Source organism: Pseudomonas sp. SC3(2021) (assembly GCF_019856535.1).
In the GTDB taxonomy this organism is placed as follows: Bacteria; Pseudomonadota; Gammaproteobacteria; order Pseudomonadales; family Pseudomonadaceae; genus Aquipseudomonas; species Aquipseudomonas monsensis.
In genome coordinates this window covers 2,688,363-2,703,470 of the sequence record NZ_CP082236.1, presented here as the reverse complement: position 1 = coordinate 2,703,470, position 15,108 = coordinate 2,688,363, and the positions used below count along the sequence as shown (strand labels likewise).

The window sequence follows — 15,108 nt, the reverse complement described above, 5'->3', positions numbered from 1 at the left end:
CCTCATCAGGCTAATCACGGTTATTTGACCCGGTTTTTACCGGGTCTTTTTTTGCCCGTGGAAATGTCATTTACCGAACTGTTTGCGCATCTGCGCGCAGTAATCCTGCTTCGCAGTGGGCGGGGTGTACCAGACGAAATCGGCCATTGCCGCAGTCACGTCATCGCCCTGCTCTGCCAGCATCAGCACCGTCGGTGACTGAGTCGCGCCCAGGTCCAGCACATGTAACGGCACGCCCAGATCTTTTCGCGCATGCCACGCCCCCGCCAACAATAATGACGGTGTCGGCGCCGCCAGCAGACGCTCGGCCATGCGCCGGTCACGCTGTTGCTGCACCGCCAGCATCGCCGGGATCTGCGATTCAGGCAGCAGGCCGCAGTGGGAATCGCCGATCTGGCCCAACAAAACACTTTTCACAGGCTGAGCATTGCTGCGCTCACCGCGCAAAACTGGCGGGTTGCGATAGAACGTGTGGATTTCACTGCGCTCAAGATTCGCCGCCAACAGTGGCGAGGGTTGAGTCAGAGCAAAGCGGACGATCGGACCATAGAGATTCCAGTCCCAGCCCTCCTCCCAGGCCAATGCACCGGGGAGATCGGCAGGCAGTTTCTGCGCGTGATGCACTTGATCGATTCGGGGCTGCTGCTCCGGGGTGAGCATTTCCATCAGCAGACTGCCTTGGGGGCGCTGCTCGGCCAGCGTCTGCAACAGCCACAACTGCACAGCATGATGATCGGCATTGTCATGCTGTTCGCCGATCAGCACCCGCTCAGGCCTGGAAAGACGCGCCAACAATTGCTCCGCCGTCAGCACCTGACCGCTGTGCAGATCGCGGATGTCACCGGCGACGGGTGGCGGTGCAACAACATGCTGACACCCCGCAAGCCACACCAGCGCCAATAACCACATCCCACGCATGCAATCACCTCGACGAGAATCTCAGCGGGCGATGATCAGCGGATGCCCGCGCTCCGGGTGCGGTTGCACCAGAACTTCAAGACCGAACACGGCTTTCAGGGTATCCGGGCGCAACACTTGCTCCGGCGTATTCAGCGCGACTGGACGGCCACCTTCAAGCAACAACACCCGATCACAATAGCGCGCCGCCAGATTCAGATCATGCAGAATCACCAGCACCGCCGCGCCGCGATCGGCGAAGTCGCGTACCGCTTGCAGCGTGGTGTGCTGATGCAACGGATCGAGCATCGACGTCGGTTCATCCAGCAACAAGGTTTGCCCGGCCTGCCCCGGCCAGAGTTGCGCCAGGACCCGCGCCAGATGCACGCGTTGACGCTCGCCACCGGACAACGCCAGATAACTGCGCCCGCTCAAATGCCCGGCATCCGCAGCCGCCAGCGCTGCGGCGACAATCTCGTCATCGCGCACTCGCCCGGTTTGATAGGGCAAACGCCCCATCCCCACCACTTCCTCCACACGAAAGGCAAAATCCAGGGTTGAGACTTGCGGCAACACCGCCAGGCGTCGCGCGCGTAGCGTGCCGCTCCAGTTGCTCAACGCCTCACCGTCGAGGCAAACCTCACCCTCGCTGGCACTCAGCTCCCCGCACAAGGCGCCGAGCAAGGTACTTTTACCGGCACCGTTCGGCCCCAGCACACCCAGCACTTCACCCGGTTCAAGTTGCACCGTGACGCCGCTTAGCACGGTCTGGCGGCCGCGCTGGATGTGCAGATTGTGTGCACGCAGCATCAGGTGCGTCCTCGCAGCAGCAGATAAAGGAAGAACGGTGCCCCGATAAACGCCGTGACGATGCCGATCGGCAGTTCCGCCGGCGCCAGCGCCAGCCGTGCGACCAGATCGGCCAGCAACAGCAGGCTGGCCCCGGCCAGTACCGAGGCTGGCAACAGCACGCGATGATCCGGCCCCGCCAGCAAGCGCACCAGATGCGGCACCACCAGCCCGACGAAACCGATCATCCCGGCCGCTGCCACCGCCGCGCCGACACCCAGCGCCGTGCAAAACACCAGCTCACGCTTGAGGCGCTCGACATCAATCCCCAAGTGCCCGGCCTCGGATTCACCCAGCAGCAAGGCATTCAGCGCCCGTGCCCGACGCGGCAGCCACAGCGCGACGCCGGCCGTGATGATCAGCAATGGCCAGAGCCGTGCATAACTGGCGCCATTGAGGCTGCCGAGGTTCCAGAAGGTCAGCGTACGCAAGGTCGCATCGTCCGCCAGATAGGTGAACAGGCCGACCGCCGAACTGGCCAGTGCCGTCAGCGCGATACCCGCCAGCAACATGGTCGCGACGTGGGTCTGGCCGTTGCGCCGACCGAGTCGGTAAACCAGCGCCGTCACCCCGAGTCCGCCAAGAAATGCGCACGCCGACAACAGGTACGGCCCGAACCATTCCGGCAAGCCGCCCAACAAAGAACCGCCGACAATGGCGATCGCCGCGCCCAACGCCGCGCCACTGGAAACGCCGACCAGCCCCGGGTCCGCCAGCGGATTGCGAAACAGGCCTTGCATGGCCACACCGGACAGCGCCAGCACGCCCCCCACTGCCAGTCCCAGCAAGGTACGCGGCAGACGAATCTGCCCGAGAATCAACTCAGCCTGCTCCAGGCCGTCCGGCGCCAATGGCACGCCAATCAAACGCAGCGCTGCCCGCAGCGTATCGAACAGCGGCAGGCTGACCGGGCCAAGCGCCAGTGACAGCCAGATCGCCAGCAAACACAGGAGCGTCAGGCCAATGAACAGGCCGCGGGGCTTGACCAGTGTGGTCATTGGCCGCTCTTGGCCGGGTAGAAAGCGTCAGACAAGGTTTGCAATGCCGCCGGCAGACGCGGCCCGAGCCCACCCACCAAGAGCGTTGGATCGAGCTCCAGAACACGCCCGGCCCTGGCCGCACGACTGGCATTGAGGATCGGGTTTTCCTTGAACAGCGCGGCTTTTGCCGCCTCACCGGTGAGCGCCCGGTCGGCAAACACCAGGACTTCAGGATCGAGACCGGCGAGCGATTCCACGGAAAACGGCTTGTAGCCGGAATGGGTCGCCAGATTATGTCCACCGGCCTGTTGCAGCAGCCAGTCGGCAGCGGTGTCTTGGCCGGCTATCAACGGTTTGCCACCGGCATGGCCGAGCAGCAACAGCACGCCGGGCGCTTTCTGTTTCGCCTGCGCTTGCATCACGCGCACTTTCTGCGTCTCGAGTTGCTGTTGATAACCTTGCAGCAGTTGCGTCGCCTGGCGTTCAGCGCCGAGCAAGCGGCCCAGATGTGTGACGTTCTTTTCCAGCGTCGGCAGATCTGGCTGAGCTGAAAACAACTCCACCTGCACCTTGGCGGCTTTCACCTGCGCCAGCACCGGCGGTGGGCCCATTTCTTCGGTGCCGATCAGGATATCCGGGCGCAGGCTGAGAATGCCTTCGGCGGAAAGACTGCGCTGATAGCCAATGCTCGGCAGCGCCTTCAAGGCTTCGGGATGCTGACTGGTGGTGTCGACACCGACCAGTTTCGCTTCAGCGCCGAGCGCGCTGACCCATTCCGACAACGCCCCGCCAGCGCTGACCCAGCGTTGTGGGAGATCGGCCGCCGCTGCCGGATGGCCGAGGAAAAGACCCATACACAACACAGCAACGCGGGTATTCAGGCGCATACACAGCTTCCTTGAACGAAGTTTTTCCCGGGCATCCGGATGACAGGCCAAGTATCCTCGATACCGGCCGGCCATCCCGCGGGTGAAGGCGGCCATTTGATAATTGTTTGCATTTAAACGTCAAGCTCGGACATATCCAGTCACGAGCCGACCTTAGAGGATAGCCATGAAGTTTCTCTGCGCGGGCGCCGAACTGGCCGAGGCCGGCAGCCGCGGTTTCGATCTCGACGGAACAAGGCTGTTCGCCGTACGCCGTGGCGGTCAGGCCTATGTCTACCTCAACCGCTGCCCGCACCGCGGCGTCGGGCTGGAATGGCAGCCAGACCGCTTTCTCGACCCGAGCAACAGCCTGATTCAGTGCGCCACCCACGGCGCACTGTTTCTGATCGAGGATGGCGAATGCGTCGCCGGCCCCTGCGCCGGGCAATCACTGACGGCGATCCCTTGCCGTGAAGACGCGCAAGGGTTGTGGATTGATGTCTAACCGTTGAGCAACACGTCGAGGCGCCGGTCAATGATCATCTCTTCAGGGGTCAACCGCACACCATAGGCCAGCACTTCAACGCCACAGGCCACGGCCTCGCGCAGCGCGTCGGCATAGGCAGCGTCGATCTCTGCGGCCGGTCGCACCGCGTCAATTGCGGTGAGATTCACGCAATACAACTGCACCGCCCGAATCCCGTCCCGGGCCAGATGCGCCAGCTCCCGCAAATGCTTGGCGCCGCGCTGGGTCACGGCGTCGGGAAACGCCGCCACACGGGTGCCATCGAAGCCCAGGGTGACACTCTTCACTTCCACGTAAGCCGGGCCGCCCGGGTATTCGAGACGAAAATCGATGCGGCTGTTTTCCTGGCCATAGGCAACTTCACGCTTCAACGCGGTAAACCCGTTCAGCTCGGTAATCACCCCGGCCTGCAACGCTTCCTCGACCAGACCGTTGGCCCGCGCCGTATTCACGCAGAACAGCCGCCCCTGCGGAGTTTCACCGATTTCCCAGGTGCCCGGCAGTTTGCGCTTCGGATCGTTGGAGCGACTGAACCAGACCTGTCCGCCCTCGACCTGGCAATTGAGCATCGAGCCAGTGTTCGGGCAGTGAATGGTCAGCAACTCGCCGCCAACGGTTTCGATATCGGCGAGAAAACGCTTGTAACGACGGATCAGTCGCGCCTCTTCCAGCGCTGGATAAAAGCGCATCAGGCTTGCCAGCTCTTCAAGCCACGGGCAATCCGTTCAACCGCTTCCTGTAGGCGCGGGAGGTTTTGCGTGTAGGCAAAACGTACGTGGTGGCTGGCCTGATACCGGCCGAAATCCAGGCCCGGGGTAAAGGCAACGTGCTCGGTTTCGAGAAAATGCCGGCAGAACGCGAAGGCATCGCCGCCGAACTGGCTGATATCGGCATACAGATAGAACGCACCTTCGGGCTCAACAGCGATGTTGAAACCCAGCTCGCGCAACGCCGGCAGGAGGAAGTCCCGGCGGCGGCCAAATTCAGCGCGGCGCTCTTCGAGAATGGCAATGGTGTCCGGCTCGAAACAGGCCAAGGCGGCGTGCTGGGCCATGCTCGGGGCGCTGATGTAGAGGTTCTGCGCAAGTTTCTCCAGTTCACTGACCGCCGCATCGGGCGCCACCAGCCAGCCGAGGCGCCAGCCAGTCATGCCGAAGTACTTGGAGAAACTATTGAGGACAAACGCGTCGTCATCGACTTCCAGCACGCTGGCCGCATCAGTGCCATAGGTCAGGCCGTGATAGATCTCGTCCACCACCAGATGCCCGTGCCGCGCCTTGAGGGCTGTGGATAACCCGGCCAGTTCATCACGGGTCAGGATCGTGCCGGTGGGGTTGGCCGGCGAGGCAACCAGCGCGCCAACACTGTCATGGTCCCAATGCCGCTCGACCAGATCCGGGGTCAGTTGGTAACGCACATCGGGACCGACAGGCACCAGCTGCGCCGCCCCTTCGACCAGACGCAGGAAGTGCCGGTTGCACGGATAACCGGGGTCCGCCAGCAGCCAGTGTTTACCGGGATCGACCAGCAACGCGCTGGCCAGCAGCAACGCACCGGAGCCGCCCGGCGTGATCAGGATCCGCCGTGGATCAATATTCAGTCCATAGCGTGTCTGGTAGAAACCGGAGATCGCCTCGCGCAACTCGGGAATGCCCCGGGCGGCGGTGTAACGCGTCTTGCCCGCCGTCAGCGCCGCCTGCCCCGCGCGGATGATCGGTTCGGCCGTGGTGAAGTCGGGCTCGCCGATTTCCAGGTGAATCACATCGTGGCCGTCAGCCTGCAATTCGTTGGCCCGCGCCAGCAGCGCCATGACATGGAACGGTTCGATCGCACGACTGCGGGCACTGTAAGGCTGAGCCATTGGTTTTCCTTCGACGGGGAAAAAGAGACGATTCTACCCATCTGCCGGAACGAGCGAGAACCCGTAGCGGTCACAGCCTCAAGAACGCTGGACTGTAACGATATGCGCGTACGCTCCAGGATTGACTAAAATCAGTGATTGAACAGGTCTTCACCACCACCAGACACGGCTTGCCAAACATTTGCAAGCGCCACCCGCCGGGGCCTCGACATCCGGGAGTAGCGCAGGCCGAATTGATCTGGTAAGTTCGCCCGCTTGCAGCCGCAGGGCCGGCAGGTGTCGGTGATGGAGCAATCCTGCGCAATGGATTACAAGAGTAGAGGCGGTCCATTTCATGCCCACCCAAGCAAAGCAACAGCAGCAAGCGACGATCAGCGGCTTCGAACCTTATGTTCCGAAGGCAGGCGAAGAGTACATGGGCGCCCCGATGCGCGCGCACTTCACCAAGATCCTGAACAAGTGGAAACAGGACTTGATGCAGGAAGTCGACCGTACTGTTGATCACATGAAAGACGAAGCGGCCAACTTCCCTGACCCGGCCGACCGTGCCAGCCAGGAAGAAGAATTCGCCCTCGAGCTGCGCGCCCGCGACCGCGAGCGCAAGTTGATCAAGAAGATCGACAAGACGCTTGAACTGATCCAGGACGAAGAATACGGCTGGTGCGAGTCCTGCGGCATCGAGATCGGCGTCAAGCGCCTCGAAGCCCGTCCTACTGCGGATCTGTGCATCGACTGCAAGACCCTGGCGGAAATCAAGGAAAAGCAGGTCGGCAAATAATCCCGACCTGAATGAAAAACGGAGCGTGCGAACGCTCCGTTTTTGTTTCTGCCTTTTCTTTTGCTTTTGTAGGTTGACCTGCGTATAGCCTGATAAGTAGCTTCGTTTCCATGACTGCCAAAAACGCCCCCGCCTACATCGGCCGCTTCGCCCCCACCCCCAGTGGCCACCTGCACTTCGGCTCGCTGGTCGCCGCGCTCGCGTCTTTTCTCGATGCACGCTCGGTCAATGGCCGCTGGCTGGTGCGCATGGAAGATCTCGACCCGCCCCGGGAAGAACCCGGTGCGCAGGCGGCGATCCTCAAAGCGCTGGAAAGTTATGGCTTTGAATGGGACGGCGACATGGTGCGCCAGAGCGATCGCCACGAGGCCTACGCGGAGGTCCTCAACAGCCTGTTCAATCACGGCCTCGCTTACGCCTGCACCTGCTCGCGCAAACAGCTCGAAGCGTACAACGGCATTTATCCGGGCCTGTGCCGCAATGCCGGTCACGATCAGCAAGACGCGGCGATCCGCCTGCGCGTGCCGGAGCTGGAATACCACTTCATTGACCGCGTGCAAGGCGAATACCGCCAGCATCTGGGCCGCGACGTCGGCGATTTCGTGATCCGCCGCCGTGACGGCCTCTACGCTTATCAACTGGCCGTGGTGCTGGATGATGCGTGGCAAGGCATCACCGACATCGTCCGGGGCGCCGACCTGCTCGACTCGACGCCGCGTCAGTTGTACCTGCAAGAACTGCTTGGCCTGCGCCAGCCGCGTTACCTGCACTTGCCCCTGATCACCCAACCGGACGGCAACAAGCTCGGTAAGTCCTACCGCTCGCCGCCGCTTGAGGCCGATCAAGCCACGCCGTTACTGTTGCGCGCCCTGCGCGCACTCGGGCAAACCCCCGGCGCCGAACTGGCCTATGCCACGCCACGGGAATTGCTCGACTGGGGCCGCGCCCACTGGGATGCCGCGAAGATCCCGCGCACACTGACGTTGCCCGAAGCGCAACTGTCATGACGACACTTGCAGTCGCGCCGCCATCCGTTACCATCGCCGCACGTTTTCGGGCACGCGCATAAAAAAGAGAGGCCGGGATGTACATCTATCGCTTGGTCCTGCTTTTGGTCGTCGGGATCTATCTGTTTTCTCCCGCCATCATGGATTGGTGGATCGACGCTACGGGCGCCTGGTATCGCCCTTATCTGCTCTGGCTGATCCTGATTGTCGTGACCTTCATCCTGCAGAGCCAAAAAGATGCCGATGAGCTTTAGCCTGACCCAGATGATCCTGATCAGCGCCGCGTACCTGGCGGTGCTGTTCGGCGTGGCCTGGATCAGTGAACGGGGCATGATCCCGCGGGCGATCATTCGCCACCCGCTGACGTACACCCTGTCGCTGGGGGTCTACGCCAGTGCGTGGGCGTTTTACGGCACGGTCGGTCTGGCCTATCAGTACGGCTACGGTTTTCTCTCCAGCTATCTCGGGGTGTCCGGCGCGTTTCTGCTGGCGCCGGTGCTGCTTTATCCGATCCTGAAAATCACCCGCACCTATCAACTGTCGTCGCTGGCGGATCTGTTTGCCTTCCGCTTTCGCAGCACCTGGGCCGGCGCGCTGACCACGATCTTCATGCTGATCGGCGTGCTGCCGCTGCTGGCGCTGCAGATTCAGGCGGTGGCCGACTCCATTGGCATCCTGACCGGCGAACCGGTCCAGAGCCGCGTGGCGCTGGCGTTTTGCGCGCTGATCATTCTGTTCACGATTTTCTTCGGCTCGCGGCATATCGCGACCCGCGAAAAACACGAAGGTCTGGTGTTCGCGATCGCCTTCGAATCGGTGATTAAACTGGTGGCCCTCGGTGGCGTCGGCCTCTATGCGCTGTACGGCGTATTCGACGGCCCGCAACAGCTGGAACTGTGGCTGCTGCAGAACCAGACCGCCCTCGCCGCCCTGCACACGCCGTTGCAGGAAGGCCCGTGGCGCACGCTGCTGCTGGTGTTCTTCGCCTCGGCGATTGTGATGCCGCACATGTATCACATGACCTTTACCGAAAACCTCAACCCGCGCTCGCTGGTCAGCGCCAGTTGGGGCCTGCCACTGTTCCTGCTGCTCATGAGCCTGGCGGTGCCGCTGATTCTGTGGGCCGGGCTCAAGCTCGGCGCCACCACCAATCCGGAATACTTCACCCTCGGCGTCGGCATCGCCGCCAACAGCAAACCGCTGGCGCTACTCGCCTATGTCGGCGGGCTGTCGGCGGCCAGCGGCCTGATCATTGTCACGACGCTGGCGCTATCGGGCATGGCGCTGAACCACTTGGTGCTGCCGCTCTACCAGCCACCAGCCGAAGGCAATATCTACCGCTGGCTGAAATGGACACGCCGCGCGCTGATCGTCGCAATCATCATGGCCGGTTTCGGCTTTTACCTGATGCTCGGCGCCGAACAGGATCTGGCCAACCTCGGCATCGTCGCGTTTGTCGCAACCCTGCAATTCCTGCCTGGGGTGTTGTCGGTGCTGTACTGGCCGACCGCCAATCGTCGTGGCTTTATCGCCGGTCTGCTGGCGGGGATTCTGGTCTGGGTCGTGACCATGCTGCTGCCGCTGGTCGGCAATCTGCAGGGTTTCTACATCCCGCTGCTGAACATGATTTACGTGCTCGACGATACCAGTTGGCACATGGCGGCCATCGCGTCGCTGGCGGCCAACGTGCTGATGTTCACCCTGATCTCGCTGTTCACCAACGCCAGCCCCGAAGAAGCCAGCGCCGCCGAAGCCTGTGCGGTGGATAACGTCCGCCGTCCACAACGTCGCGAACTGCACGCCGCCTCGCCGCAGGAGTTCGCCACGCAACTGGCCAAACCGCTGGGCGCCAAGGCTGCGCAGAAAGAAGTCGAACAGGCGCTGCGCGATCTTTATCTGCCGTTCGACGAGCGCCGTCCGTATGCCCTGCGCCGTTTGCGCGACCGTATCGAAGCCAACCTCTCCGGCCTGATGGGGCCGAGCGTCGCGCAGGACATGGTGGAAACCTTCCTGCCGTACAAGGCCGGCGGCGAAAACTATGTGACCGAAGACATCCACTTCATCGAAAGCCGCCTCGAGGATTACCACTCGCGCCTCACCGGCCTGGCCGCCGAACTCGACGCCCTGCGCCGTTACCACCGCCAGACCTTGCAGGAATTGCCGATGGGCGTTTGCTCGCTGGCCAAGGACCAAGAGATCCTGATGTGGAACAAGGCCATGGAAGAGCTGACGGGCATCGCCGCACAGCGCGTGGTCGGCTCGCGCCTGAGTACCATCGGCGAGCCGTGGAAAGGCCTGCTGCAAGGCTTCATCGACCTGCCGGACGAGCATTTGCACAAACAGCACCTGGCGCTTGATGGCCAGACCCGCTGGCTGAACCTGCACAAAGCAGCGATCGACGAACCATTGGCACCGGGTAACAGCGGCCTGGTGTTACTGGTTGAAGATTTGACCGAAACCCAAATGCTCGAAGACAAACTGGTGCACTCCGAACGCCTGGCGAGCATCGGTCGACTCGCGGCGGGTGTGGCTCATGAAATCGGCAATCCGATCACCGGCATCGCCTGTCTGGCGCAGAACCTGCGCGAAGAACGCGAAGAGGATGGCGAGCTGACCGAGATCAGCGGACAGATTCTCGAACAGACCAAACGCGTCTCGCGCATCGTGCAGTCGTTGATGAGCTTTGCCCATGCCGGCAGCCATCAGCACAGTGACGAGCCCGTCTGTCTGGCCGAAGTCGCGCAGGATGCAATCGGCCTGCTGGCCCTGAACCGGCGCAATTTCGAAGTGCAGTTCTACAACCTGTGCGATCCGGACCACTGGGTCGAAGGCGATCCGCAGCGACTTGCCCAGGTCTTGATCAATCTGCTCTCGAACGCCCGTGACGCCTCGCCTGCGGGCAGTGCCGTGCGGGTCAAGAGCGAAGCCGGCGAACACACGGTCGATCTGATCGTGGAGGACGAAGGCAGTGGTATTCCGAAGAACATCATGGACCGACTGTTCGAACCTTTCTTCACCACCAAGGATCCGGGTGAAGGTACCGGTCTGGGCCTTGCACTGGTCTATTCCATCGTTGAAGAGCATTATGGACAAATCACCATCGACAGCCCGGCTGATGTACAAAGCCAACGCGGCACCCGTATCCGGGTGACCTTACCGCGTCATGTCGAAGCGACGTCCGCTGTGAACTGAGACCGTCGAGAGTATCGAATCAATGCCGCACATTTTGATCGTCGAAGACGAAACAATTATCCGCTCCGCCTTGCGCCGCCTGCTGGAACGTAATCAGTACCAGGTCAGCGAGGCCGGTTCAGTGCAGGAAGCACAAGAACGCTTCACCATTCCTACGTTCGATCTGATCGTCAGCGATCTGCGCCTGCCCGGCGCGCCGGGCACCGAGCTGATCAAGCTCGGCGAAGGCACCCCGGTGCTGATCATGACCAGTTACGCCAGCCTGCGTTCGGCGGTCGACTCGATGAAGATGGGCGCGGTGGACTACATCGCCAAGCCTTTCGACCACGATGAAATGCTCCAGGCAGTCGCGCGGATCCTGCGCGATCGCCAGTCGGCCCCGGCTGCCGGTGCAGTGGTTGCCAACAAATCGACCAATGGCAGCGGCAAATCTGCCGTCGACAACAGCAACGGCGAAATCGGCATCATCGGTTCCTGCCCACCGATGCAGGATCTGTACAGCAAGATCCGCAAAGTCGCGCCGACCGATTCCAATGTGTTGATCCAGGGCGAATCCGGCACCGGTAAGGAACTGGTGGCCCGCGCCCTGCACAACCTGTCGAAACGCGCCAAGGCGCCGATGATCTCGGTGAACTGCGCCGCCATTCCGGAAAGCCTGATCGAGTCGGAGCTGTTCGGCCACGAGAAAGGCGCGTTCACCGGCGCCAGCGCCGGGCGCGCCGGTCTGGTCGAAGCGGCGGACGGCGGCACGTTGTTCCTCGATGAAATTGGTGAACTGCCACTGGAAGCCCAGGCCCGTCTGCTGCGCGTGTTGCAGGAGGGCGAGATACGCCGGGTCGGTTCGGTGCAATCGCAAAAGGTCGATGTACGCCTGATCGCGGCAACCCACCGGGACCTCAAGAGCCTGGCAAAAATCGGTCAGTTCCGTGAAGACCTTTATTACCGTCTCCACGTAATCGCCCTGAAACTGCCGGCCCTGCGCGAACGTGGCGCCGACGTCAACGAAATCGCCAATGCGTTCCTCGCTCGCCAAAGTGCACGCATCAACCGCACCGACCTGAAATTTGCCGCCGACGCCGAACAGGCCATCCGGCATTATTCGTGGCCGGGTAACGTGCGTGAGCTGGAAAACGCTGTCGAGCGCGCAGTGATTCTCAGCGAAAGCCCGGAAATCTCAGCCGACCTGCTGGGCATCGACATCGAATTGAGTGATCTGGAGGACGACGAGTTCATCGGACTGCCGCCGCAGACGGCGGGTAACGCCAGCAACAGCAGCCATGAGCCGACCGAAGACCTGTCACTGGAAGACTATTTCCAGCACTTCGTCCTCGAGCACCAGGACCACATGACCGAGACCGAACTGGCGCGCAAACTGGGCGTCAGCCGCAAGTGTCTGTGGGAACGCCGTCAGCGCCTGGGCATCCCACGGCGCAAGACCGGGGTCGCCAGCGAGAGCTGAACGTTACCTGTCGAGTGTGCGGGTAACGCTTGAGGATGTGAAAAAACTGTTACCTCAGTCCTTTCACGTAACAGAAGCCGGGGTTATCGGTAACGAAACCCCGGCTTTTTTTCGCCCCGACAAAACGGTTATATCGACCTAACCCCTTGTTTTATTGGGCCTCGCAAAAGTTGGCACGGCACCTGCTATATGTTTGGTACAAGAACAATAACAAGCAATGCACAAGACAATAAAAATAAGACGAATCGACTCACGCACAATAAAAACAAGACGGCGAGAGGCGCAGCTAACTGATTCTTTTGGAGAGGCGTTGTATTTGGGGCTTGCCCCACGACCAGGCCGAGAACAACAAAAACTGTCCTAAGACAGAGCCTGTACTGGTTGGATCGAGAGATCACTGCAATTCAGCGACCAAAGCAATCCGTTTGCTCTTGGCTCCCGATTGGGAGGGTCACGAAGGAAAACCTTCGTGACGAGGGCACTCAACAAAAACAAAAAGCCCGAATCAATAATAAAAAGAGCACGCAACTACTTCTTGGGGAGCTCCGGCTCCCCTTGTAGTTTCTCCCTTCCGGCAAAATCCTCCCAGTTTCCCTTGCTCGACCCTTGCAGCTTGCGGCTTACAGCTCAAATCTGCTGTCTCCTACACCATCCCCTGACTAAATGCTAGAATCTGCGCCCATCATGCGGTCATTCTTTGGTATGGCCGAACATTCCTTCAAACAGTGCATCCCATGCTGAAGAAGCTGTTCCAGTCATTCCGAACTCCCGTGCGTCGTACGCAACACATCCGTAGCACCCCTGAAGTGCTCAACAGCGGCCAACATTCGCTGCAGAAAACGCAATTCAGCCGCTATGCGGTGAATATCGTCGAACGCCTGCAAGGGGCTGGTTATCAGGCCTATCTGGTCGGCGGTTGCGTGCGTGACATGCTGCTGGGCATCACGCCCAAGGATTTCGACGTCGCCACCAGCGCCACTCCCGAGCAAGTGCGTGCCGAATTCCGCAATGCGCGGATCATTGGCCGTCGCTTCAAACTGGTGCATATCCATTTCGGTCGCGAAATCATTGAAGTCGCAACCTTCCGCGCCAATCACCCGGTCAACGAAGACGACGAAGACAGCAACCAGTCTTCGCGCAACGAGAGCGGGCGAATTCTGCGCGACAACGTCTACGGCACCCTGGAAGAAGACGCGCAACGCCGTGACTTCACCATCAACGCCCTGTATTACGATCCGGTCAGCGAGCGCATCCTCGACTACGCCAACGGCGTACACGACATCCGCAATCACCTGATCCGCCTGATCGGCGATCCCAAGCAGCGTTACCAGGAAGACCCGGTGCGCATGCTGCGGGCCGTACGTTTCGCCGCCAAGCTCAACTTCGGTATCGAGAAGCACACCGTGCAGCCGATCCGCGAACTGGCACCGATGCTGCGCGAGATTCCGTCGGCACGTCTGTTCGAGGAAGTGCTCAAGCTGTTCCTCTCCGGCCACGGCGCGATCACCTTCGAAATGCTGGTCGATCTGCAACTGTTCGCCCCGCTGTTCCCGGCCAGTGCCGATGCACTGGAATACAACCCGGAATACACCCACACGCTGATCAGCGAAGCGCTGACCAACACCGACCTGCGCATCAAGCAGAACAAACCGGTGACCCCGGCGTTCCTGTTCGCCGCATTGTTGTGGCCGGCCCTGCCAGCCCGTGTATTGCGCCTGCAAGAGCGTGGCATGCCGCCGATTCCGGCGATGCAGGAAGCCGCTCACGAGCTGATCGCCGAACAGTGCCAGCGCATTGCGATTCCAAAACGCTTCACCATGCCGATCCGCGAGATCTGGGACATGCAGGAGCGTCTGCCCCGTCGCAGCGGCAAGCGCGCCGACCTGTTGCTGGACAACCCGCGTTTCCGCGCCGGTTACGACTTCCTCCTGCTACGTGAAAGCGCTGGCGAGGAAACTGACGGTCTGGGCGAATGGTGGACTGACTATCAGGATGCCAACGACAGCGAACGTCGCGACATGATCCGCGACCTCAGCGGCAAGGGCGATGACGCCAGCGGTGCTCCGCGCAAGCGTCGCCGCAGCAGCGGCTCCAAGCGCAAACGTGCCGGCGCCTCGAGTGCTACAGGCGAGTAAAGGCATGGAACGCATCTACATTGGCATGGGCAGCAACCTCGCTGACCCGGCCGAACAATTGCGCAGCGCCGTCGAGGCGTTGGGGCAATTGCCGCAGACCACGCTTGCCGGCGTTTCCGCCTTCTATCAGAGTGACTCGCTGCTGCCGGGCCAACCGCGTTACACCAACGCGGTCGCGGCACTCGACAGCACGCTTGCGCCGATTGAACTGCTTGATGCGTTGCAAGCGATCGAGAACGATCAGGGCCGCGAACGCCTGGAACGCTGGGGACCGCGCACACTGGATCTGGACATCCTGTTATTCGGCGATCGACTGATCGACGAGCCACGGCTCAAAGTCCCGCATTACCAGATTCAGGAACGCGCGTTCGTGCTCTATCCCCTCGCCGAACTGGCCCCTGAGAATCTGCGCCTGGCCGATGGCCGCACCCTCCCCGACCTGCTGGCAGCGTGCCCGTTCGTCGGCCTGGAACGCCTTTCCCACGCTTGACGCAAATCCTTTGTAGGCCTTCGTCCTATCCAGATTGATTGTCGGACAAAAAACCCGCGAATCAGCCC

Annotated in this window: 14 protein-coding genes; 8 read left to right on the top strand and 6 right to left on the bottom strand. The window is 61.3% G+C overall.

What is annotated here, in order from left to right; all coding sequences use genetic code 11:
- Nucleotides 1–66 precede the first annotated feature (66 nt).
- Genes K5Y35_RS12070 through K5Y35_RS12055 form a run of 4 tightly spaced genes read right to left on the bottom strand, consistent with a single transcriptional unit; the run spans nt 67 to nt 3,613 of the window.
- Nucleotides 67–918 (bottom strand): ChaN family lipoprotein, encoded by an 852-nt coding sequence (locus K5Y35_RS12070; protein WP_222834291.1) that lies wholly within the window; start codon nt 916–918, stop codon nt 67–69.
- Nucleotides 919–939: 21 nt separating this feature from the next.
- Complete coding sequence (locus K5Y35_RS12065) at nt 940–1,707, bottom strand: heme ABC transporter ATP-binding protein (protein WP_222834290.1); 768 nt, start codon at nt 1,705–1,707, stop codon at nt 940–942.
- On the bottom strand, nt 1,707–2,690 hold the full coding sequence (locus tag K5Y35_RS12060) for a FecCD family ABC transporter permease (protein ID WP_177490570.1): 984 nt from the start codon (nt 2,688–2,690) through the stop codon (nt 1,707–1,709). Before K5Y35_RS12060 ends, K5Y35_RS12065 begins: the two co-directional genes overlap by 1 nt.
- A 50-nt stretch (nt 2,691–2,740) precedes the next feature.
- Complete coding sequence (locus tag K5Y35_RS12055) at nt 2,741–3,613, bottom strand: hemin ABC transporter substrate-binding protein (protein ID WP_186747922.1); 873 nt, start codon at nt 3,611–3,613, stop codon at nt 2,741–2,743.
- Between the two features lie 166 nt (nt 3,614–3,779).
- Here K5Y35_RS12055 and K5Y35_RS12050 point away from each other — a divergent pair, with 166 nt between their 5' ends.
- Nucleotides 3,780–4,097: a Rieske (2Fe-2S) protein gene (locus tag K5Y35_RS12050; RefSeq protein WP_123464111.1), complete on the top strand. Its 318-nt coding sequence runs from the start codon at nt 3,780–3,782 to the stop codon at nt 4,095–4,097.
- On the opposite strand, the gene sfsA is transcribed toward K5Y35_RS12050, so the two are convergent.
- Together sfsA and K5Y35_RS12040 are read right to left on the bottom strand one after the other, a co-directional pair.
- Complete coding sequence (gene sfsA / locus K5Y35_RS12045) at nt 4,094–4,807, bottom strand: DNA/RNA nuclease SfsA (protein ID WP_186747919.1); 714 nt, start codon at nt 4,805–4,807, stop codon at nt 4,094–4,096. The two genes, K5Y35_RS12050 and sfsA, sit on opposite strands and share 4 nt — an antisense overlap.
- Nucleotides 4,807–5,979 carry a pyridoxal phosphate-dependent aminotransferase gene (locus K5Y35_RS12040; RefSeq protein WP_186747917.1) on the bottom strand — a complete coding sequence of 391 codons (1,173 nt, stop codon included), beginning with the start codon at nt 5,977–5,979 and terminating at the stop codon, nt 4,807–4,809. Before K5Y35_RS12040 ends, sfsA begins: the two co-directional genes overlap by 1 nt.
- A 334-nt stretch (nt 5,980–6,313) precedes the next feature.
- Here K5Y35_RS12040 and dksA point away from each other — a divergent pair, with 334 nt between their 5' ends.
- The 7 genes from dksA to folK all read left to right on the top strand — a co-directional run bounded on the left by dksA (nt 6,314) and on the right by folK (nt 15,040).
- Complete coding sequence (gene dksA / locus K5Y35_RS12035) at nt 6,314–6,757, top strand: RNA polymerase-binding protein DksA (RefSeq protein ID WP_003228250.1); 444 nt, start codon at nt 6,314–6,316, stop codon at nt 6,755–6,757.
- 110 nt (nt 6,758–6,867) lie between these two features.
- On the top strand, nt 6,868–7,764 hold the full coding sequence (gene gluQRS / locus K5Y35_RS12030; protein ID WP_222834289.1) for a tRNA glutamyl-Q(34) synthetase GluQRS: 897 nt from the start codon (nt 6,868–6,870) through the stop codon (nt 7,762–7,764).
- Nucleotides 7,765–7,841: 77 nt separating this feature from the next.
- Complete coding sequence (locus K5Y35_RS12025) at nt 7,842–8,018, top strand: hypothetical protein (protein ID WP_003176118.1); 177 nt, start codon at nt 7,842–7,844, stop codon at nt 8,016–8,018.
- Complete coding sequence (locus K5Y35_RS12020; RefSeq protein ID WP_177490416.1) at nt 8,002–10,956, top strand: sensor histidine kinase; 2,955 nt, start codon at nt 8,002–8,004, stop codon at nt 10,954–10,956. The genes K5Y35_RS12025 and K5Y35_RS12020 overlap by 17 nt, the downstream gene beginning before the upstream one ends.
- 22 nt (nt 10,957–10,978) lie before the next feature.
- The gene (locus K5Y35_RS12015) at nt 10,979–12,415 is read left to right on the top strand and encodes a sigma-54-dependent transcriptional regulator (RefSeq protein ID WP_123464101.1); all 1,437 of its coding nucleotides are present in this window, start codon (nt 10,979–10,981) and stop codon (nt 12,413–12,415) included.
- A gap of 734 nt (nt 12,416–13,149) precedes the next feature.
- Nucleotides 13,150–14,550 carry a polynucleotide adenylyltransferase PcnB gene (locus K5Y35_RS12010; protein WP_123464097.1) on the top strand — a complete coding sequence of 467 codons (1,401 nt, stop codon included), beginning with the start codon at nt 13,150–13,152 and terminating at the stop codon, nt 14,548–14,550.
- Between the two features lie 4 nt (nt 14,551–14,554).
- Entirely contained in the window at nt 14,555–15,040 is a 486-nt protein-coding gene (gene folK / locus K5Y35_RS12005; RefSeq protein WP_222834288.1) for a 2-amino-4-hydroxy-6-hydroxymethyldihydropteridine diphosphokinase, read from the top strand.
- Nucleotides 15,041–15,108: the final 68 nt, after the last annotated feature.

Bases quoted from the DNA above. Each gene is read 5' to 3' on its own strand.
- K5Y35_RS12010 (WP_123464097.1), top strand. From the start codon at position 13,150: ATGCTGAAGAAGCTGTTCCAGTCATTCCGAACTCCCGTGCGTCGTACG.
- K5Y35_RS12070 (WP_222834291.1), bottom strand. From the start codon at position 918: ATGCGTGGGATGTGGTTATTGGCGCTGGTGTGGCTTGCGGGGTGTCAG.
- dksA (WP_003228250.1), top strand. From the start codon at position 6,314: ATGCCCACCCAAGCAAAGCAACAGCAGCAAGCGACGATCAGCGGCTTC.
- K5Y35_RS12050 (WP_123464111.1), top strand. From the start codon at position 3,780: ATGAAGTTTCTCTGCGCGGGCGCCGAACTGGCCGAGGCCGGCAGCCGC.
- K5Y35_RS12025 (WP_003176118.1), top strand. From the start codon at position 7,842: ATGTACATCTATCGCTTGGTCCTGCTTTTGGTCGTCGGGATCTATCTG.
- K5Y35_RS12065 (WP_222834290.1), bottom strand. From the start codon at position 1,707: ATGCTGCGTGCACACAATCTGCACATCCAGCGCGGCCGCCAGACCGTG.
- K5Y35_RS12055 (WP_186747922.1), bottom strand. From the start codon at position 3,613: ATGCGCCTGAATACCCGCGTTGCTGTGTTGTGTATGGGTCTTTTCCTC.
- K5Y35_RS12020 (WP_177490416.1), top strand. From the start codon at position 8,002: ATGCCGATGAGCTTTAGCCTGACCCAGATGATCCTGATCAGCGCCGCG.
- sfsA (WP_186747919.1), bottom strand. From the start codon at position 4,807: ATGCGCTTTTATCCAGCGCTGGAAGAGGCGCGACTGATCCGTCGTTAC.
- folK (WP_222834288.1), top strand. From the start codon at position 14,555: ATGGAACGCATCTACATTGGCATGGGCAGCAACCTCGCTGACCCGGCC.
- K5Y35_RS12015 (WP_123464101.1), top strand. From the start codon at position 10,979: ATGCCGCACATTTTGATCGTCGAAGACGAAACAATTATCCGCTCCGCC.
- K5Y35_RS12040 (WP_186747917.1), bottom strand. From the start codon at position 5,979: ATGGCTCAGCCTTACAGTGCCCGCAGTCGTGCGATCGAACCGTTCCAT.
- gluQRS (WP_222834289.1), top strand. From the start codon at position 6,868: ATGACTGCCAAAAACGCCCCCGCCTACATCGGCCGCTTCGCCCCCACC.